This is a genomic window from Tenacibaculum litoreum, assembly GCF_964513915.1.
Lineage (GTDB): Bacteria > Bacteroidota > Bacteroidia > Flavobacteriales > Flavobacteriaceae > Polaribacter > Polaribacter litoreum.
In genome coordinates this window covers 967,169-987,982 of record NZ_CAZEQS010000002.1, presented here as the reverse complement: position 1 = coordinate 987,982, position 20,814 = coordinate 967,169, and the positions used below count along the sequence as shown (strand labels likewise).

Annotated in this window: 20 protein-coding genes; 11 read left to right on the top strand and 9 right to left on the bottom strand. The window is 29.1% G+C overall.

Annotated features, from left to right (window positions below):
- Window positions 1–215: 215 nt before the first annotated feature.
- Window positions 216–1,931: a helix-turn-helix domain-containing protein gene (locus ACKTTR_RS06015; RefSeq protein ID WP_408026972.1), complete on the top strand. Its 1,716-nt coding sequence runs from the start codon at window positions 216–218 to the stop codon at window positions 1,929–1,931.
- Here the strand turns inward: ACKTTR_RS06015 and ACKTTR_RS06010 are convergent.
- Both ACKTTR_RS06010 and ACKTTR_RS06005 read right to left on the bottom strand, forming a co-directional pair.
- Window positions 1,928–4,321 carry a YfhO family protein gene (locus ACKTTR_RS06010; RefSeq protein WP_408026971.1) on the bottom strand — a complete coding sequence of 798 codons (2,394 nt, stop codon included), beginning with the start codon at window positions 4,319–4,321 and terminating at the stop codon, window positions 1,928–1,930. The two genes, ACKTTR_RS06015 and ACKTTR_RS06010, sit on opposite strands and share 4 nt — an antisense overlap.
- 2 nt (window positions 4,322–4,323) lie before the next feature.
- Entirely contained in the window at window positions 4,324–4,605 is a 282-nt protein-coding gene (locus ACKTTR_RS06005) for a DUF4834 family protein (RefSeq protein WP_408026970.1), read from the bottom strand.
- Between the two features lie 141 nt (window positions 4,606–4,746).
- On the opposite strand from ACKTTR_RS06005, the gene ACKTTR_RS06000 reads away from it, so the two are divergent.
- The 7 genes from ACKTTR_RS06000 to ACKTTR_RS05970 all read left to right on the top strand — a co-directional run bounded on the left by ACKTTR_RS06000 (window position 4,747) and on the right by ACKTTR_RS05970 (window position 12,262).
- Window positions 4,747–6,090, top strand: a complete 1,344-nt coding sequence (locus ACKTTR_RS06000) for a transporter (RefSeq protein ID WP_408026969.1) — start codon at window positions 4,747–4,749, stop codon at window positions 6,088–6,090.
- A gap of 18 nt (window positions 6,091–6,108) precedes the next feature.
- Complete coding sequence (locus ACKTTR_RS05995) at window positions 6,109–7,227, top strand: GTP cyclohydrolase (RefSeq protein ID WP_408026968.1); 1,119 nt, start codon at window positions 6,109–6,111, stop codon at window positions 7,225–7,227.
- Window positions 7,227–7,937: a 16S rRNA (uracil(1498)-N(3))-methyltransferase gene (locus ACKTTR_RS05990; protein ID WP_408026967.1), complete on the top strand. Its 711-nt coding sequence runs from the start codon at window positions 7,227–7,229 to the stop codon at window positions 7,935–7,937. Before ACKTTR_RS05995 ends, ACKTTR_RS05990 begins: the two co-directional genes overlap by 1 nt.
- Before the next feature lie 146 nt (window positions 7,938–8,083).
- A complete protein-coding gene (locus ACKTTR_RS05985; protein WP_408026966.1) occupies window positions 8,084–9,148 on the top strand; it encodes a helix-turn-helix domain-containing protein in 1,065 nt (354 codons plus the stop codon).
- 527 nt (window positions 9,149–9,675) lie between these two features.
- Window positions 9,676–10,317, top strand: a complete 642-nt coding sequence (locus tag ACKTTR_RS05980; RefSeq protein WP_408026965.1) for a DUF4159 domain-containing protein — start codon at window positions 9,676–9,678, stop codon at window positions 10,315–10,317.
- The gene (locus tag ACKTTR_RS05975) at window positions 10,301–11,212 is read left to right on the top strand and encodes a bile acid:sodium symporter family protein (RefSeq protein ID WP_408026964.1); all 912 of its coding nucleotides are present in this window, start codon (window positions 10,301–10,303) and stop codon (window positions 11,210–11,212) included. The genes ACKTTR_RS05980 and ACKTTR_RS05975 overlap by 17 nt, the downstream gene beginning before the upstream one ends.
- 3 nt (window positions 11,213–11,215) lie before the next feature.
- On the top strand, window positions 11,216–12,262 hold the full coding sequence (locus ACKTTR_RS05970; protein ID WP_408026963.1) for a 1-acyl-sn-glycerol-3-phosphate acyltransferase: 1,047 nt from the start codon (window positions 11,216–11,218) through the stop codon (window positions 12,260–12,262).
- On the opposite strand, the gene ACKTTR_RS05965 is transcribed toward ACKTTR_RS05970, so the two are convergent.
- From ACKTTR_RS05965 to ACKTTR_RS05950, 4 genes are all read right to left on the bottom strand, one after another.
- A complete protein-coding gene (locus ACKTTR_RS05965) occupies window positions 12,243–15,167 on the bottom strand; it encodes a glycoside hydrolase family 3 N-terminal domain-containing protein (protein WP_408026962.1) in 2,925 nt (974 codons plus the stop codon). The two genes, ACKTTR_RS05970 and ACKTTR_RS05965, sit on opposite strands and share 20 nt — an antisense overlap.
- A 74-nt stretch (window positions 15,168–15,241) precedes the next feature.
- Window positions 15,242–15,727 (bottom strand): ABC transporter ATPase, encoded by a 486-nt coding sequence (locus tag ACKTTR_RS05960; protein ID WP_408026961.1) that lies wholly within the window; start codon window positions 15,725–15,727, stop codon window positions 15,242–15,244.
- Between the two features lie 73 nt (window positions 15,728–15,800).
- Complete coding sequence (locus ACKTTR_RS05955) at window positions 15,801–16,628, bottom strand: exonuclease domain-containing protein (protein ID WP_408026960.1); 828 nt, start codon at window positions 16,626–16,628, stop codon at window positions 15,801–15,803.
- A gap of 87 nt (window positions 16,629–16,715) precedes the next feature.
- Window positions 16,716–17,570 (bottom strand): PPK2 family polyphosphate kinase, encoded by an 855-nt coding sequence (locus ACKTTR_RS05950; RefSeq protein ID WP_408026959.1) that lies wholly within the window; start codon window positions 17,568–17,570, stop codon window positions 16,716–16,718.
- Window positions 17,571–17,709: 139 nt separating this feature from the next.
- On the opposite strand from ACKTTR_RS05950, the gene ACKTTR_RS05945 reads away from it, so the two are divergent.
- From ACKTTR_RS05945 to ACKTTR_RS05935, 3 genes are all read left to right on the top strand, one after another.
- A complete protein-coding gene (locus ACKTTR_RS05945) occupies window positions 17,710–18,252 on the top strand; it encodes a flavodoxin family protein (RefSeq protein WP_408026958.1) in 543 nt (180 codons plus the stop codon).
- A gap of 78 nt (window positions 18,253–18,330) precedes the next feature.
- Window positions 18,331–18,609 (top strand): putative quinol monooxygenase, encoded by a 279-nt coding sequence (locus tag ACKTTR_RS05940; protein ID WP_408026957.1) that lies wholly within the window; start codon window positions 18,331–18,333, stop codon window positions 18,607–18,609.
- Between the two features lie 5 nt (window positions 18,610–18,614).
- The gene (locus ACKTTR_RS05935; RefSeq protein ID WP_408026956.1) at window positions 18,615–19,406 is read left to right on the top strand and encodes a helix-turn-helix domain-containing protein; all 792 of its coding nucleotides are present in this window, start codon (window positions 18,615–18,617) and stop codon (window positions 19,404–19,406) included.
- Here the strand turns inward: ACKTTR_RS05935 and ACKTTR_RS05930 are convergent.
- The 3 genes from ACKTTR_RS05930 to ACKTTR_RS05920 are packed head-to-tail and all read right to left on the bottom strand — an operon-like array spanning window position 19,403 to window position 20,813.
- Window positions 19,403–20,158, bottom strand: coding sequence for a LytR/AlgR family response regulator transcription factor (locus ACKTTR_RS05930; protein WP_408026955.1), 756 nt, complete (start codon window positions 20,156–20,158; stop codon window positions 19,403–19,405). The genes ACKTTR_RS05935 and ACKTTR_RS05930 overlap by 4 nt on opposite strands.
- A gap of 21 nt (window positions 20,159–20,179) precedes the next feature.
- Complete coding sequence (locus ACKTTR_RS05925; protein WP_408026954.1) at window positions 20,180–20,488, bottom strand: 2TM domain-containing protein; 309 nt, start codon at window positions 20,486–20,488, stop codon at window positions 20,180–20,182.
- Window positions 20,472–20,813: a 2TM domain-containing protein gene (locus tag ACKTTR_RS05920; RefSeq protein WP_377476293.1), complete on the bottom strand. Its 342-nt coding sequence runs from the start codon at window positions 20,811–20,813 to the stop codon at window positions 20,472–20,474. The genes ACKTTR_RS05925 and ACKTTR_RS05920 overlap by 17 nt, the downstream gene beginning before the upstream one ends.
- Window position 20,814 lies beyond the last annotated feature (1 nt).

Here is a 20,814-nt window from a genome sequence, read left to right as displayed (position 1 = left end):
AATCATTTCCTCGCTTTTACCTTTATAATTTTCCATAGCAACCCGTACCTAGTTAATAGTACGTTTTACATACAACAAACATACTATTGTTCTATCCTAAAAAAAAGTATTATATACCGTATTTTATAAAAAGCATCAACAAAAATACTATATTTGATTTTTTAAGATTGCTTTTCGTAAAAAGCATAAATTCTCCTTTTGATTTTTATATAAAAATGACCAGATATCTACTTTTCATATTTATTATTCTTTCTTTTTCAAAGAAAAGTGTTTCTCAAACAAAGCTTTTAGACTCTATTTATATAAATAAACTGGATTACTACAAACACAATAATAGTGACAGTACTCTTTTTTATGTAAAAAAATTAAAGCTTTCTAAAAATGAGGTCACTATATTAAAAACGTTATCTGTAGAGGCTTATATCTATCACAGGCAAAAAAAATATAAAAAAGCAGAAAAAATAGCCCAACAACTTTTAGAATTATCCAATCACTACCTAAAAACTTCCAATCAAAAAGAAGTCGCATTAAATAAAAGAAAATCTTACTATGCAGGAAAGATATCTGCTCTCAATAGATTATTTTGGATAAAAAAGAATCAAGAGAATTATAAAAAAGCTTATGAATTTCTAGTTCAAATGCACAAAGTAAATGAAGAATACCCCGATAAGAAACATAACAAATATTTGAGATATAAACTGTCTATTAAAATTTCAAAGGCGATTATAAAGCAAGCGCTAAGCATGGAGTTTGAAGCTAAAAATATTTTATTGAACGCTTATAATGAGAGTAAATCTGAAGTTTTTGATGTTCTAAAGACTGATCCTTTTTTTTTACAACAAAAAGCTAACCTCTTAAACAAGTTAGGAAATATATACCTACTACTAAATAAAAATAAAAGTAAGACAATTTATATCGATTCAGCTTCATATTACTATGATGAAGCTTACAAAATAGCACAAGTATTTGCCCCTCCTCATAAAGACTCTGAGATAATTTATAATTTTAGGAAAACTGAGGTTTTAATGGCTAGAAAAGAATTTTCTAAAGCAGTTGATTTAATTAATAATTATAAAAACATAAGTAATGGATACCCTTATCTTCATAGAGAGTATTTTCAGAGAGCTGTTTGTTTTCACAACTTAAAAAATTCTGATTCTACTATTCACTACTCAAACAAGTTTTTAAAAAATCAAGAGAAATGTGAAACGAGTAAACTAATTACTATTTACGACATACTTTCTAAGGAATATAACAACTTAAATAAGTTAGACAGTGCTTACAAATACTCTAAACTTACTTTAGACCAATATAATTTAGCAAAAAACACTAAGGATAAAACATTTAACTTATTCTATAATAACAACTTTGAGCAAGCTCAACAACTCAATAAAACAATAGAAAAAAGAGAAGCTACAAAACAACGTAACCTTATTATTTCTTTTGCCATCTTACTACTAACTTTTTTCATTATCACTTTTTATCTCATAAGAAAAGAGAAAGAAAAGAAAAAAGAACTTATTTTAATAATGAATAAAAACAAACCTGTTGAAATAGAAAAAAAAGAATATAATATTGATGAATCCTTAGAAACTAAAATTCTTAACGAATTTAAGAATGTTACTAAAAACTTAGATTTTCTAAAACCTGAATTTTCAATCAACTATATTGCTGATAAATTAGATACCAACACTACTTATATTTCCTTTGTTTTTAACAAACATCATGAAGAGTCCTTCAAGCAGTATTGTACTAAACTTAAAATTAATTATGTGGTAGGAAAATTAAAGACAGATAAAACCTTTAGAAAATACTCTATACAAGCAATTGCTGAAGAAATAGGTTACACCAACGCATCTGCTTTTACAAGAGCATTTAAAAAACACATTGGTATAACTCCTTCTGCTTTCTTAAAAGGTATTGAAAACTAGTTCTTCTTCTTTTTTATAACAAACCAACCAATAGGTATTATTAGTAGTAAAGCATAACAAAGTAAAGACAACAAACTTCCTGTTTTAATTACTGTAGGCTCATATTTAAAAGTTATTTTATGTTTTCCTGCAGGGACTTCTATTCCTCTTAAAACATAGTTTACTCTATAATATGGCACACTTTCTCCATCAATATAAGCCTTCCATCCATCTTTGTAATATATTTCAGAAAACACAGCAAATTGTTTTGAAGTAGTACTTGCTTCGTATATCAATTCAGTAAGATCTTTCTTAACTAGATTAATGGTAGCAATTGAATCTTTTTGAAATACATCTGCTTTTACATTAAAATCCTCTGAGTTAATAACCGCCTCTGATTTAGTATTCAAACTATCTAATGTTATAATTTCTTCATTAGCTGAAGATACTTTTTTCAATGAGTTTACAAACCATGCATTTCCATTCGCCTCAGGATTTTCTTGAAATTGTTCATCACTAATAATAAAGTACTTGGTGTTTAACATATTTAGTACTTCCATATTATTTTTAGCTATTTGATAATCAAACAACTCTTGATAACGTTTCATTTTGGCAGCATGGTAACCTCCTATCGAATTGTGGAAATAAGAAGTTCTACCATCTTGCATAGGACTTACACTAAAATTAACTACTCGATAATTTCCTGTATCCTTTAAAATTTCTGTATCAGCCTTTGTTGCTGTAAATGGTTTTTGCACTCTTCTAGCTGAAGTAAAATCTTCCTTATTAACATAATTAGCGTCTATTGAGACTAAATCAAAAATCATCAATCCTCCCAATACAATTAACACAGGTACTTGCTTTAGTTTTCCTTTCAAATAAAACCACAACATTCCTGCAACAGCTAAAACCAATAAAAGAGAACGTAAACTATCGTTAAATAACATTGATTTCCTATCTGCAATTAAAGCATCGATTAATTCTGGAAGCTGCTGGTATTGTGCATCACGTGATCCTTCAAAAGCAAACAAACTAGATCCAAACAGTACGAATAATATAGAAATTCCTCCTACTATATAAAAAGCTTTTTTTACTGCATTTTCTTTTTCTTCGGAAGAATTCTCAGAAGAGAAAAATTCTTTTAATGCTAAAACACCTAATAACGGAACACATAATTCTGCTATTACTTGAATAGACGAAACTGCTCTAAATTTATTATATAAAGGTATATAATCAATAAAGAAATCAGTTATTATAGAGAAGTTTTTACCCCAACTTAATACAATTGAAAAAATGGCAGCTGCAACCAGCCAATGTTTTAATCGTCCTTTTACTAAGAAAATCCCTAAAAAGAATAAGAAAAAAACTATTGCACCAATATAAGCTGGCGCCTCAACTATAGGCTGTTTTCCCCAATAAGTTAACACTTGACTAGAATACTCTTTTGCTACACTTCTACCTGCATTTTGCTCTAAAACTTGATAAAAGTTTGAATCTTCTCCTAACTCTTCAACTGTTCCTCCTCCCATAAAACGAGGAATTATCAAATTAAATGTTTCTGCAATTCCATAACTATATTCTGTTATATACTCTTTATCTAACCCAGTAGACTTTTCTTTTGGTGTTCCATCAGGATTAATTGTTAGTTCTGATTTTCCTCTCGTACTATAATCTGCATATTCTTTCATTGCTAACAGTCTGGTAGAATTAGCTCCAATACCAATTAACATTGCTGCAACCAAAATAGCTGATTGTTTAAGGAACACAGGTAATGTTCTCGATTTGAAAGCTTCAACACCTTCAACAATTGCCAAAATCAACAAACAAAATCCTAAATAATAAGTCATTTGAGGATGGTTTGAATAAATTTCTAAAGCCATTGCTAAGGCTGTTAGAATAAACCCGAGTAAATATCGCTTTCTAAAAATATAAATTACTCCTGCAATCACCATTGGCATATAGCCTATAGCATGTGCTTTCGCGTTGTGTCCTGCGCCAAAGATAATTATCAGGTAGGTAGAAAACCCAAAGGACAAACTTCCTAAAATAGCTAGCTTCCAATCTACTTTTAAGGCAGTTAATAATAAGAAAAAACTTAAAAAATATAAGAAAAGATAATCGGCAGGTCTAGGTAAAAAACGGATTGCTTTATCAATATAACGTACAAAATCATTCGGATAGTAAGCACTTACCTGATAAGCTGGCATTCCACTAAAAGCATTATCTAGCCAATAAGGCTCTTCTCCTTTTTTAGCTCTATACTCCTTTACATCTTTTGACATCCCAATAAATTGAGTAATGTCACTTTGTTTGATTTGTTTTCCGCTTAAAACCGGATTAAAATACAATACAGATGCTATTGCAAAAACAATAATTGCTATTGCAAACGGTAAAAATTTCTTTAAGTTCATGGTTAGTCTATTTCTTCATAGTCAACGTACTCGCCAACAGAATTATTACTTTCTTTCGAATTACTTGGCTTTTTATCAATAACAGTTTTTCCTACTTCAACATCAGATGCTTGTTGTTGGTTTCTATACTGTTGTTCAGCTTTCTTTTGTACTTTGTCTACTGCTTTTTTTATTAGGTATGGTCCAAAAAGTTTCGCTAAAAACTTTATAGCATAATAAACTAACAGAATAATTAATATGGTTTTTAAAAAATTCACAGGTCCAGCTTCATTTAAATATGTCATCTTTTTTTCTTAAAATAAAAAAATCAATCAAAAATAACAATTTGAAGCAAAAGGAAGCGTTAAGAGTTTACAAAACTTATATTATATAGGTAATTGTATTTTTACGTATGTTTGTACAACCTGAAAATTTGGATTTATTATATGATTAAGAAACTTCTTATCCTTTTTGTTTTTTGTTCTATTTTAACTGCTAACGCGCAATATACACCTGTTATAAATTCAAATAAACCAGGTTTTTCTGAAAGCCCTTATAGTGTTGGTTCGGGTGTTTATCAATTTGAAACAAGTGTTTTTTATAGAAAAATGAATGCTACACCTACCTTCAGCAATCCTGAAGCTCTAGGTTTAAATTTATTTTTTAGAACTAGTTTTTTTTCTGAAAAGCTAGAATTCAACTTCAATACTTCTTTACAAAGAGATAAAATAGCATTTAAAAATATTTTTGAATCATCATATAATAAAACAGGGTTAAGTCAATTTAGTCTAGGAGCAAAATATATGATTTATGCTCCTAAATATGATGATAAGAGCAAAGAAATAAGAAGCTGGAAAAAAAGACATTCTTTCGACTGGAAAAGATGGATACCTCACATTGGTGTTTCGGCAGGCATTAATATTGGAAGTTTCTTAACCGATTATCATGAAAGAGGTGGCTTTAGCCCTAAAGTTGGTATTTTATTACAAAATGAGTTTTCAGACAAACTAAATGTAATTACTAATCTACATTATGATTATATTGGAACTGATTTTTCTCAATTTTCTTACATAGTAACAGGTACCTATAACTTTAATGATTATTGGTCTGGTTTTGCTGAAATACAGGGTATTTTTGAAGAGTATGAGAAAAAAACTAATATAGGCGCAGGTGCTGCCTATCTTTTTAGTGAGAACTTACAGTTTAATGCTTCTTTAAGAGCTAACTTACAACAAGATGAAATTGGAGTTTATAGTTCTTTAGGGGTATCATACAGACTCAATAGACACAAAGATGAGTTTGTTGAAATAGATGAGTTTGGAAACAAAATTGAGAAAGAAAAACCTGTTAAATACGACGAGAATAGAAATTTCTTTGGTCGAATGTTTAGTAAAGTAGGTAAATTATTTTCTAAAAAAGAGAAAAGAAAAGTTGATTTAGATAACGACTCAAGTAACGGAGAACTTTTAAATGAAAAGCCTAAGAGAGAACGTCAAGAATCTTTAGTTGATCTGATTGTTAAAGAAGACAAGAAGCAAAAGAAAAAAACAGCTAAAGAAGAAAGGAAGGCCGCAAAAAAAGCTAAAAAGAAAGCCGAAAAAGAAGCCAAACGCAAAGAAAAAGAACGCTTAAAGCTTGAGAAGAAGATTAAAGAAGAAGAAGAAAAAGAAGCCAAGCGTAAAGAAAAAGAGCGTTTAAAACTTGAAAAAGAGATAAAAAAGCTAGAAGAAGAAATCAAAAAAGAAGAACAAGAAGAGAAAGAGAAGGAAAAAGAAAAGGAGGATAATTAAAAGCCTTAAATTTGTAAAATGATTCAAATTAAAGAAATAACTACCAAAAAGGGAATGAAACAGTTTGTTAAGTTTCCTTTTTCTCTTTATAAAAACAATAAGTACTGGGTTCCTCCTATTATTAAGGATGAAATTGAAAGTTTTGATAAGAATAAAAATCCTGTTTTTGAATATGCCAACGCTCGCTTTTTCTTAGCCTTAAAAAACAATGAAATAGTTGGTAGAGTTGTAGCTATCATCAATTCTTACGAAATAGAAAAACAGCATATAAAAAAGATACGCTTTGGTTGGTTTGATGTTATTGATGATATAGAAGTATCTAAAGCGTTATTAAATAAAGTTGCAGAAATAGGTCGTGAAAACAACCTAGAATATATGGAAGGTCCTGTCGGTTTTAATAACTTGGATAAAACTGGAGTTCTTATAGAAGGTTTTGATTATATAGGTACCATGATTACTTGGTACAATCATCCGTACTATGCTAAACACTTAGAACAGTTAGGATTCACAAAAGAAAAAGAATATATTGAAAGTATATTCTCTTTTAGTAATGTCGATATTAAAAAATATGGAAAGGCTAGTAATATAATTAAAAGAAGGTATAACTTAACTCCTTTGAACTTTACTTCTACAGATAAAATAATGCCTTATGTAGATGAGATGTTTGATTTGTTTAGTAAGACTTATTCAAAGCTATCTACTTATGTACCTATTTCAAGTGCTCAAATAGCTTATTTTAAAAAGAAGTATATAAGCTTTATAAATCCTGAATATATAAAGTTTGTTGTTGATGAAAATCACAAATTAGTGGCATTTGCTATTGTAATGCCTTCTTTTTCTGAAGCTTTACAAAAAGCAAAAGGAAAGCTTTTCCCTTTTGGAATTTTTCACTTGCTAAATGCTCGAAAAAACTCAAAAGATGTTACTTTTTATTTAATTGGAGTTGATCCTGAATACCAAAACAAAGGAGTTACAGCTATTATTTTTGAGCAATTTCACCCCATATTTTTAGCTAAAGGAATTCAGAATTGTATTAGAACACCAGAACTTGAAGAAAACCAAGCAATTCATCAAATCTGGAAAGATTTTAGCCCTAAAATTCATAAAAGAAGAAGAACATACAAACTCGACTTATAATGCAACTTTTTTATAATTCAGATTTATTAATTACTTCAAAAGAAATTACTTTCAATAAAGATGAAAGTCGTCATATAATTCGTGTTTTACGAAAAAAAGAAGGAGATATATTACATATCGCTAATGGAAATGGTATCCTTTTTTTTGCTGAAATAATTATTGGAAATGATAAAAAGTGTATTGCCAAAATTATTAAGTATGAAGAAAAACCTCGTACAAGAGATTATTATTTACACGTAGCCATAGCACCTACAAAAAACAACGATCGCTTAGAGTGGTTTTTAGAAAAAGCTACAGAAATAGGTATTGATGAAATAACCCCTATTATTTGTAAAAACTCAGAAAGAAAAGTTGTAAAAACTGATCGTTTACAAAGAATTGTACAATCTGCAATGAAACAATCACTACAATTTACATTACCTAAACTTAACACTCCTACAAGCTTTTCTGACTTTATAAAAAACGATTTTTCAGAAGAAGTTTTTATTGCTCATTGTGAAGAACATACTGAAAAGAAGTTTTTAAAAAACATTGCTTCTCCAAAATCAAAATACACAATTCTTATTGGGCCTGAGGGAGATTTTTCTCATGAAGAAATCCAAGAGTCATTAAACAAGAAGTTTATCCCTATTTCCTTAGGAGAAAATAGACTTAGAACTGAAACAGCTGGTTTAAATGTAGTACAGAGTATAGCCTATTTACATCAGTAATTCATTTTTTGTATATTTAGCTACTCTTAAAGTTTTTTATTTTGACTACAGCAGATTTTTTTAATCTCTTTTTGTTAGTTAGTGCCGTTCACGGTTTCGCTTTTAGCATTATACTTTTCTGTTCTAAAAATGGACGGGAAAAAAGTATGATATACCTAAACTTATTAATACTTACTATATCATTAAATAACATACAATCTTGGGCTTTAGAAAAAGAGCTAGTTCAACATAAATTTGCTTTAGACTATATGCAAGTGCCTTGGCACTTTTTAGCAATGCCTTTTTTGTACATGTTTTTAATTCATTATTTAAACCTTGCTGAAAAGTCGTACAAAATATTAAAGATTATAATACCTCTTTTTTTAATTCTTGTTTTAGGTCAAATTAGTTTTGTTCTTTACTACAGTGATTCAGCATCTAGAGAATACCTAAATTTTATTTATGAACGATATACTTCTATTGAAGAGATTTTTAGTTTAGTTACTTCATTAAGTATTTTTGTTTACTCTTTTTACATTTTATACAAAAAAGAAAAACTGTTTCCTAAAATTCTATCCTTTGATAATCTTAGATGGATTTATACATTCTTCATTTTAACTTCAATTGGGTATGCTCTTTGGATTTTAGCTTTAATTGTTAAAGTAAAAATGAACTTTACCGGTTTTTTATTCTCTTATTATCCTTTAAGAGTTTATACTACCGTCTTAATTTATTGGTTAGGTTACCAAGGGTTAAAACAAATTCGTCTATTAAAAGAACGTGAAAGAATTAGAGAGTCTCTTCTAATTGATTTAAATGGTGACTTTAGTGTTGATACAATTAATTTGAACACTGAGAAGAACTTCTCTAAAAATCAAGTAGAAAAACAAAAAGAACAGTTTATAGAAATAGATAAGTTTATTAGATCTAAAAAGAAATATTTACTTAATAAATATACTCTACAGGATCTATCAAAAGACACAGAACTAAGTTCTAGTACACTTTCTCTTATCATTAACAATATTGCTAAAAAATCTTTTACAGATTACTTAAATGAAATGAGAATAGATTTAGCTAAAACACTTTTATTAGATCCCGACTATACTAGCTATACAATAACTTCTATAGGACTAGAGTCTGGATTCAATTCTAAATCTACATTCTATACAGTTTTCAAAAAGCATACTGGACACACTCCTGTTCAATTCAAAAGCTTATCACTAGCCGTTTAAAACTAAAAACCCACTTTCATTTTATAAAAAGACAGTTCGAAAACATCCAAAATGGACGTTTTCGAACCCCTAACTCCTTATTCTAGAGTATATTTACTTAGCGAAATTAAAAAATTAGTAATTGAAAATAGTTGAAGGGGTTTTCAATTTATAATTAAGATTTCTAATAAAATTATTGAGAATAAGCGTTCTCAATACGAAAAAGGAAAAGCTATAGCTTAAAAACACCAATATTAATATTGGTGTTTTTTACCTTTTACTTCCTAAATAAAACTTATTTATAAAACACTAGTAATCATGCTTTTTATAAAAAGTTGGTTTTAAAACACCTTTTTGGATGTAATTGAACCACAGATATAAAAGCTTACAATATTTTTATCACATAGAATAAAAAACGCTTTTTGAAAAATTAGGGGATTTTCAAGTTAAAAGCATAATTTATTTTTTAAGGGGAAAAAAACACCAACAAATTTGTTGGTGTTTTTTATTGTTGTTTCACTATATTGCTTTTAAATTCAAGTTAATTCATGAAAAACCTCACCCTGTTTTTTATTTTTCTAATAAGTCTAAATATTTCTTCTCAAGAAATAGCCGTTATACAATATAAAGGAGGTGGTGATTGGTATGCAAATCCTACAGCTTTACCTAATCTTGTAAAGTTTACCAACCTAAACACGAAAACACAAATTGATAAAGACATACAAAACATCACTCTTGACGACGAGACTATCTTTAACTATCCTATAGTTTTTATTACCGGACATGGTAATATTTTGTTTACAAATGATGAAATCTCAATACTAAGAAGTTACCTTATTTCTGGGGGCTTTTTACATGTATCAGATAATTACGGTCTTGATAAATACATACGAAGAGAATTAAAAAAAGTTTTTCCTGAATTACAACTTCAAGAAATCCCAAACAATCATCCCATTTATTATCAAACCTTTTCCTTTCCTAAAGGCTTGCCAAAAATTCACGAACATGATAAACAACCTCCCCAAGGGTTTGGTTTATTCTATAAAGGAAGACTTATAGTTTTTTATGATTACGAAAGTGATTTAAGCGATGGATGGGAAGATACCGCCGTACACAACAATCCAAAAGAAATTAGAACAAAAGCTTTACAAATGGGAGCCAACATAATAGAATATGCCTTTAAACATTAACACTTTACAAATTGACAGTATTAAGATTAATTTTGATACTGAAGCTTTATGGATGCTTAATGTGGCTCTAGCTATCATTATGTTTGGTATTGCTTTAGATATGAAGGTAGATGATTTTAAAAGACTTATTAAAAAACCTAAAATATTATTTGTCGGATTATTATCTCAGTTTATTTTACTTCCTTTTTTAACCTTTATTCTTATCAATATCATTAACCCATACCCTAGTTTTGCTTTAGGCATGATTATGATTGCTGCTTGCCCTGGAGGAAATGTTTCTAACTTTTTTAGTAAAATGGCAAAAGGTAACGCTGCTTTATCAGTTAGTTTAACAGCCTTTTCAACCATAATTTGTTTAGTAATGACTCCATTAAATTTACAATTATGGGGTAGTTTATATGAACCTACTAACGAGATTTTGAAAAGTGTTTCCTTAAATCCTTTTGAACTTTTTAAACTTGTTCTTCTTATTTTAGGAATTCCAATAGTTTTAGGAATGTTCGTTAATCACTACCATCATGAAATGGCTAAAAAAATCAATAAACTTTTACGTCCATTTTCTATTTTCTTTTTCCTTTTATTAATTGTAATAGCTCTTTATGATAACGCTGATGTTTTTAAAGACTATATACATCTAGTTTTATTTCTTGTAATATTTCATAACATTTATGCGTTTATTATAGGTTATGTAACAGCTAAATCTTTTAAATTAAACAAAAAGGACTCTAAAACTATTTCTATGGAAACAGGAATACAAAATGGTGGTTTAGGGTTACTTCTTATTTTTAGCTTTTTTGATGGCTTAGGAGGAATGGCTCTTCTTGCTGCGTTTTGGGGTGTTTGGGATATTTTTTCAGGAATGATGTTAGCTACTTACTGGGGAAGAAATAAATAATACATGAAAACACTTTTATATTACTTTTTTAAAGTTTTTGTAAAAACTGGCTTATTCTTTTACTCTAAAAAAACAACAATTGTTGGAGGTAAGCATATACCAAAAAAAGAAGCTGTAATTTTCACAGCTAATCACCCAAATGGCTTAATTGACCCCATACTTATAGCTACACATATAAAAAGGAGAACAAACTTTTTAGTACGTGCTGCTGTATTTAACAACCCTATTATTGCTAAATTTTTCAATTTACTTGGAATGATGCCCATTTATCGTATTAGAGATGGTGTACAACAGCTTAATAAAAATGAAGAAATTTTTAATAAGTGTCAGCTACTTTTAAAAAATAACAAAACTTTATTAATCTTTCCTGAAGGAACACACAAAAGAGACAGAGCTGTTAGACCACTTAGTAAAGGCTTTACAAGAATTATTTTTAAAACTTTAGATAATTTTCCTGACACTCGAATCAATATTGTTCCAGTAGGAATTACATATCAAAACGTATCTAGCTACCCTTCAAAAACTGCTATCCATTTTGGTTCTCCTATTTTGGCTAACGATTATTACGACAGACAAAACATAAATAAATCTGTAAAAAACATAAAAGAGCTTGTTTCAAATCAATTAGAAAACTTATCTGTTCATATAAAACAAAATGAAGATTATGAAACTACCTTATCTAATTTAAATAATGCTCTAGTAGATTTTACTAAAGTTGATGAAGTAAATACTCTCATAAGAAATAAAAAGGTACTTGCACAAAAAAAGCGTAGTATTAACTACGCTCTTCCTTTATTTTTATTAATCATTTTAAATAGCTTAGTTCCATATTCAATTTGGAAATTTCTAAGTAAAAAAATTGATGAAGTAGAGTTTATAGACACCTTTAGGTTTGGTGTAAATGCTATTTTATTTCCTTTCTTTTATTGTATACAAAGTTATATTATAGCTATGTTTTTTGGGTGGAAAATAGCTTTAGTATACTTTTTCACTTCCTTTTTACTTATTCTTTTATATACCAAACTATCACCTACTCCGCCATCAAAATAGCATCTTGAATATCTTGTTGAATTTTGGTACGTATATTACTTTTTACTAAACCATAATTTCTCATTGTAGGATAAATTCTGTTTGATAAAAACACATACACTACACCTGTTGCAGGGTCTGCCCAAGTATATGTCCCAGTAAAACCACTATGTCCAAAGCTTACATCCGACACACAACCACAAGTAGCCTTTACCTTAGGGTTTAATTGTGGTTTGTCAAAACCTAACCCTCTACGTACTTTTTTATTTTCGTAATAACGTTTATTAAACTTGTGTACTGTTTCTGGTTCTAAATACTTCTTTCCTCCATAAGAACCATCTTGCAAGAACATTTGCATAATTTTAGCTACATCATTTGCATTTGCAAACAAACCAGCATGTCCACCTACACCACCTAGCATAGCTGCTCCCATATCGTGAACATAACCATGAACTAACTGATGTCTAAAATAGTTATCTCTTTCTGTAGGAACTATTTCTTCTTTTGGAAACTTATTCAAAGGTAAATAGGTCATTCTATTAGCTCCAATAGATTGATAAAACTGCTCATCTACAAGTTTATTTAAGGGGCTTTTGTACTTTCTTTCTAAAATCTCTTTAAAAATATAGTAACCTAAGTCACTATACTTATACCCTATTCTTTTACGCTGTTCTGAATCTACTATCTGTTTATAAATTGAATCTTTATATTCTTTAGCTAAGTATAGGTTTTTAGCTACTTTTATACTAAACCTTGAAGTACGTTTTTTTCTATAAAATTTTGTAGAGTTTTCACCTGTTACACTATCTTTTGTGTGTAAATAAAATGGAATCCAAGAACGTAAACGTCCATAATGAGACAATACCTCTTTTAATAATAAAGTATCTTTATTTGACTTGCTATACCTTGGTAAAACATCCCCTAAATTTGAAAATAAACTAATTTTCCTTTCTTCTTCAGCTTTCATTATCATAGGTAATGATGCTAATATTTTGGTTAAAGAAGCTAAATCATAAATATCAGAATTTTTAACAGGTCGTTTTTTATCTAAAGTATGGTATCCAAAGCTTTTATTATAGATTACCTTTCCATCTTTAGCAACTAAAATTTGCCCTCCAGGAGACATTTTTTCTTGTAAAATTGTATCGATTCTTTTATCAATAATTGAAAGCTTTTCTGATGAAACTCCGGCTTCTTCTGGAATTGTATATTGCAATACACCTAACCCATCTAATAATAGTCCATGACCAGCCTTAAACTCATTTTTTATAGATACTGGTAACTTTCCTTTTAGATCGAAGGCACCAAAAAGGGCTTGTGCTGATAGCTCTTGAGCCAACTTACTATTTTGATATGACATTACAACTCCTTCTATGTTAGTAAAAGAAGGAACTTGAAGCAAACTATACGGACTAGCAAAAACATCTAAAATAACTTTATGATTCCTTGCTATTTCTTGTAGCCATACAAGATCTTTATTAGCAAACTTATACCCCTTCCAAGGGTTTTTATTTGATTTATGAAACCCTACAACTATAAGATTATACTTTTCTAACTTCTTGTTTAATACGCTTAAATGCTTATCAGAAACCTTATCTACTTTCGTATAATTTTTAAGCATTTCATAGAAGTCTGAGCCATTATCACTTCCCAAAGAAACATAAGCTACTTTTTTATCTTTAAGGTTTTTAATTGGTAAAATTCCTCCTTCATTTTTCAGAACTGTAATAGAATTTTTTATCAATTTACGGTGTAAAACCTCATCATAAGGACTATTTATATCTTTTACCACATTTTCTGTAGCAATAGACTTATACTTATTTAATCCTACTAAGTATTTTGCCTTTAAAATCTTTTTAACTGAGTGATTTAATCTCTCTTCCGTTAATTTTCCTTCTACAAGGGCTTTCTTAATCAACCTAATTGACCCTGGAACGTCTTGAGGAATTAACAATATATCGTTTCCTGCTAAAATTGCTGCTAAGTCAATTTCTGCTGGTGTTGAATAATTTGCAGCTCCTTTCATATTCAGTCCATCCGTAATAACTAACCCTTTAAATCCTAATTGGTCTTGTAACAAATTAGTTACAACACTTTTTGATAATGATGATGGTAATTTTGGATTCGTTTCTAAAGCTGGAATACTTAAGTGTGCTGTCATTACACTTCCTACTCCTGCTCCAAATATTTTTTTGAATGGATATAATTCTATTGAATCTAAGCGTTGTTTACTAAAATTAATTGTTGGTAATGTGTGATGTGAATCTGCTTCGGTATCTCCGTGCCCCGGAAAGTGTTTTGCATTTGCTAACACCCCTACTCCTTGCATTCCTTTAGTAAATGCTATTGATTTTTCTGCTACATTTTCTTTACTTTCTCCAAAAGAACGATTTCCTATAATAGGGTTATTAGGATTAGTATTTACATCTACTACTGGAGCGAAATTCATATGAATTCCTACTCGCTTACAGTGCTCTCCTATTCTTTTACCCACTTCCTGAAGTAAAACCGTATCTTGAACAGCTCCTAAGGTCATATTCCAAGGAAAACGATACGTGTTTTTCAAACGCATATCCAAGCCCCATTCACCATCAAAACCAACCATTAAAGGTATTTTTGCTAATTCTTGATATTTATTGTTTAAAACTACTTGTTTATCAGGTGTTCCTTGCATAAAAATAATATTTCCTACATGATATTTTGTAACCATATTTGAAATAAAATCTTCATGCTTTTTATCTTTATTTGAATATGCTTGTATCATAAACAGCTGTCCTATTTTTTCATCAAGTGACATGCTTTTCATGATACTATCTACCCAAATATTTTGCGTTATAGAGTCTTTAGCCAACAAAGGATCTACTTGTTGAGCTTGAATTATTTGTATAAAAACAAACGCTAATAACGTAAATACTTTTCTCTTCATATTATATCATACTTCTTTACAAACCTTACACTCCTGTAAGGTTTTAATACCTTCCTTTTAAATAAAATCAATAGTTATACCAAAAATCGTGCATGCCAACTTTTATTTGCTGGTACTTCCCATTTTTTTTCAAAATCTTCTTTAGTATTTACCATGTTATTAAAAACAACCGTTTCAGCTGTTATTTTTTGTTCTTTGGCAAAATTTTGAAATTCTGGGAGCTTTACGATATTAATATTATCTCCATCTTTAAAAGAAACATTCATTTTATCCATTAAATCTAATTCTAACTCCTTTTCTAACTCTTGAATAAAACGTACAGAAGCATCTATTGAACATCCTGAAACATTATTAAAATTCTCATCTACACCCAACACTAAAAACTGATTGTATTTAATAGTAAATGATCCTTTTAAATCGTCTCCATGACGTGTCCAATTATCAATAAAAAGCAATGCTTTTGCACTGATAAATTCTATTTCTTCTTGTGTAAATTCTCTATCTGATTGATACACCCAAACCCTTGAGTTTTGAGGTAGTTTTTTATATTCTGTAAACATTTTCTTGTGTTTGTTTTCGTAATATCTAAATTAAAGAACAACTAAGATAATTACTAAAAATAAATGTTAAAGATTACCTTAAATTAAATTTCTGTTGTAACGCTTGTAACTTTTCTTCATCGGTCATCGTGTTTTTTGGTGCCGACATTCTTTCTTTTATTTCTCGTAATACTTTCTTTGTATACAAAGGAAAATCGGCATTTTGGATCCATGCATTATACCCTGGATTTTCTTTTAACACCTCTTCAACTGTTCTTCCTTTATACTTTCCAAAAGAAAAGATTTCTTGATCTTCATCATTAAATAAAATAAAACCTGCAAAATCTGCTCTTTTTCCATGCATTGAAAACTCACTCAACGCTTCTACTGAGTTTTCCAAGTCCTCATATCTTTCAACCTGCGCTAATAAGATTTCATAAGTTGCGTTTGTATCCGCTTCTGCTCCATGGGCTCCTACTAACTCTTTCCCACAATAAAATTGATATCCAGCACTTAGTGTTCGTTGTTCTTTTTTATGAAAAATAGTTTGTACATCAACTGCTTTTCTATCATTCATGTTAAAATCAATTCCAGCTCTTAACAACTCTTCTGCTAGTAAAGGAATATCAAATCGGTTAGAATTAAATCCTGCTAAATCAGCATCACCTATCAACTCATTAATTTGCGGTGCTAATTCTTTAAAAGTTGGTTCTGTAACTACCTTTTCGTTTGTAATTCCGTGAATTTCTGAAGCTTCTTTTGGTATTTCTATTTCTGGGTTTACCAACCATGTTTTACTTTCTTTATTTCCATTAGGAAACACTTTTAAAATAGATATCTCAACTACTCTATCTTTAGCTATGTTTATCCCTGTTGTTTCTAAATCAAAAAATACGATTGGTTTTGTTAAGTTTAGTTTCATGTATATTGTTTCATGTAGTTTGAAAGTTCATAATATTTAAAAAGTTGGTATTTTTAAAATTCTTCCAACTTTATACTTTCTAACTCCTTATTCGTTATTTAATTCTTTTTTGAATTCATCTATTTGGTCTAACACTTTCTTTGGCAGTGTAGGCTCTTTAAAATTATATTTTTCTAGTTCCTCCTCAATAGTTTTTGCTACAATGTAACGTGCTGTTGGTTTATCATCAGCAGGTATTATATACCAAGGTGCATAATTTGTTGATGTTCTCTCCAACATATCTTCATAACACTCTTGATATTTATCCCATAACTTTCGCTCTTCTAAATCACCCGCAGAAAATTTCCAATTCTTTTCTTGTATATTTAAACGACGTAAAAGTCTATTTTTTTGTTCTTCTTTAGATACATTTAAAAAGAATTTTAAGATAATAGTTCCGTTTTCCGATATATGCTTTTCAAACTGATTGATACGTTCCATTCTACCATGATAAAATTCATCATTTAAATCATCAAGACTATTTACTGTAGGTATATTCTCAGCGAAAACATACTCTGGATGCACTCTAGTTACCAAAACATTTTCGTAATGTGTACGATTAAAAACTCCTATTTTTCCCTTCGCTGGTAATGCTATATAATGACGCCATAAAAAATCATGTTTTAACTCCAAATCTGTTGGTACTTTAAAACTGTGTACTACTACTCCACGCGCATTTACATCTTTAAAAACTTCGCGAATTAAACTGTCTTTACCAGCTGTATCCATTCCTTGTAAACACAACAAAACACTATACTTACCTTCTGCATACATAGTGTCTTGCAAATCACTAATCTTTTTTCTTGCTTTTTTTAGTTTTTTCTTAGCATTATCAACAATTTCTTTAGTAGAAAATTCATTTAACTTCCTTCTTTTAGAAAATTTGTAGGTATTTGTGTTCATCTGCTTTTTTTATAGCATAAAAGTACAAAAATATAGACTTCTTCTATTGATTTTTTCTTGGTTATTATCAATAATTACAATTAAATCTAAATTCTTTTTTTATATATTTTCTTGAGCTTTACTTCCAAATAAACAACAGATGAATAAAACAATTATTATACAAGCGAGCTCTAAAAGTACAGGAAATACCAACAAAGTGATTAATTACCTTAATAATAACAAGTCTTTTGACTTTGTTGACTTAAAAAAGAAGAACATTGGTGTATTTGAATACGATTTTACCAATGCTAATGATGATTTTATTCCGCTAATGGAAGAAATTATTCATAAATACGATACACTAATATTTGCTACTCCTGTATATTGGTATAGTATGAGCGCTACACTAAAAACATTTTTTGATAGACTTTCAGACTTATTACATTATAAAAAGGATTTAGGTAGACAGTTGCGAGGTAAAAACATGGCAATGATTAGTAACTCTGGTGTTAATGACCTTAGAGATGGTTTTGAAATGCCTTTTATTGAAAGTGCTAAATATTTAGGCATGAACTATCTTGGTAGTACTCATGCTTGGTTTACTGAAGACGGAAACGATATACATCCTGATGCAAAAGTTAAGATTAATGAATTTAGAAATATTTTAGTTACTAAAAATTTTAAGGATGTCTTAACCCGTTAGAATTTTAAGATGTCGTTTTTTTACAATTTATAAGAAACCTTTGACAGTACTTTTGAGTTTTAATTTTAATTCATCACAATGCAAAAAGTAATTATAGCTCAAATAGCAATTCAACAAGGAAAAGAAAACGATTTTTTGAAATTGGCATTAGAAATGGTAAAAACGAGTAACGCTGAAACTGGATGCATTACCTATCGATTACATAAAGACCTATTTAATGAAGATAATTATTTGTTTTATGAAGAGTATATTGATAGCAAAGCTGTAGATGCACATAATAACTCTACACATTTTCATCAATTTATAAAGGATATTACTCCTTTAATTACCAAAAAGCCAATTATAAACATTTATTAATCTAAATGAGTGTAAAACACTATAAACCATCAAAATACCTATCTCCTTATATTGATAGGTATTTTGTTTGTTCTCAAACCAAAAGTCTACCCTTAATTTTACCAGGCACTGGTTTAGAAGTGCTTTTTCATATTGGTACCCCTTTATCCATCGATAACAAAAAATTAGATGTTGCTCATGTTATTTGTCCGAGAGAAAAATTAATTTTTGATTCAGCTAACAATGTAAATTATATTGCTGTACGTTTTCATAGTGGTGGCTTTAGACATTTTACTTCTATTCCACATGCACAAATTGTTAATCAATATTTATCTGTAGAAGAAATATGGCAAAATGAAGGCAAAGAGCTTTTAGATATTCTTTTTTCATTACCTAGTGTGGAAGAAAAAATTAAATTAATTGATTTCTTTCTATGCAATCAATTAAAAAAACATCATTTTTCTGATATCGTTAATTGGGATTTAGTAATTAAAACTCTATACAAAAATTTTAATTCAATATCTCTTCATGAATTGGCACATCAAAGTAATTTAAGTTACCGTCAATTTGAACGTATTTTTAAACAAAAGTTTGGAGTCTCTCCTAAGAAATTTCAACGAATCACTAGATTACAAAAAACTGTCAAGCAAGTATTGCTATCAAGTAACAAACATTATTTATCTACTGCTTTAGATAACGGTTATTATGATCAGAGTCATTTTATACGAGAATTTCAAAGTTTTACAAAACTTAAACCTTCAGAATATTTTGTAACTAAAAACTTTGAAAACCATTTTTATTATAGACCTTTAAGCTAGTCAATCCAGTTTTTAAATTCTTTTACTCGTTCACGGCTTACAATTATTTCTGCTTCATCATAAGAATACAACTTTAACTGTAATCGAGAGTTTGTATAAGACACAATATCTTTGATGGTATTTATGTGTACTATAAATGTTCTATTAACTCTAAAAAACTGTTCCGGATCTAACTCTTCTTGCCAATACTCTAAAGAGTTATCTATTAAGTAGTTTCTATTAGAGTTTGTATGAATATAAGTGGCTTTATTTTCAGAATAAAAACATTCAATATCTTCTGTATTGATAATTTTTAAGTGCTGTCCGACCTTTATAGTAAATCGCTTTTTGTATTTTCTATCAACAGGATTAATCAACAACTTACGAATATCATCTATATTGACTTGTATATTACTTTGTAAAGGTTGATGTTCTTTAAACTTATCTACTGCTACTTTTAACTCGTCTTCATCTATTGGTTTTAAGAGATAATCAATAGAATTTAACTTGAATGCTTTTAATGCATACTCGTCATAAGCGGTTGTAAAAATAATAGCTGATTTTACAGTTACTTCTTCAAAAATTTCGAATGATAATCCGTCTGAAAGTTGAATATCTAAAAATATTAAATCGGGATGAGCATTATTTTGAAACCAGTTAATCGACTCTTCTACCGAGTGAAGCATTTGCTGAACCTCTATACCTAACTCGGCCAACATTCTACTTAATCTTCTTGCCGCTGGCTTTTCATCTTCAATAATTATAACATTCATGGTTTGGTTTATTTTTAGCAATTATTTGTTCATGTATTCTTTAATCTTACGCTCTTCCCACTTTTTAGAAAAAAGTTTTCCTTTTGCAAAAACATTAAACCCATGTAAAAATACAATAACTCCCCACCAAAAAAACAAATTATAGTTGTTTATATCTAAGAAAGCTTCCATAACTGATTCATCTCTATGAACAATATCTTTATATATTCTTCTTCCAATAAAAACTAAGTTTATTAGTATATAAACCACTAAATGGTTATAGAATCTTTTGATTTCATCTACTCTTTTTTGAGCTCTTATATATTGTTGTTCTCTATTTAAAGTTTCCATTTTCTTTCTTTTTTAATTCATCTAGATATTCTTGTATTTTACGTTGTTCCCAATCTTTATTAAAAAACATATTGGTTCCAAATACTCCTAACCAATGAAAAAAAACTCCAATCCCCCAAAAAAGCCAAGTAGCATACACCCCAAAATTGGTTATTGATTTTGTAAAAGTTAATTTATCTTCATTCATCAATCCCATAATAATTACGACTGAAATAAATATATTCACAATTACATACGATGCCAAATGCCAGTAAAATCCTTTTATTTTTTCTACTCTTTTTTTGGCTAATAAATATTTATGTTCTTCTTTATAGTCATTTTCCATA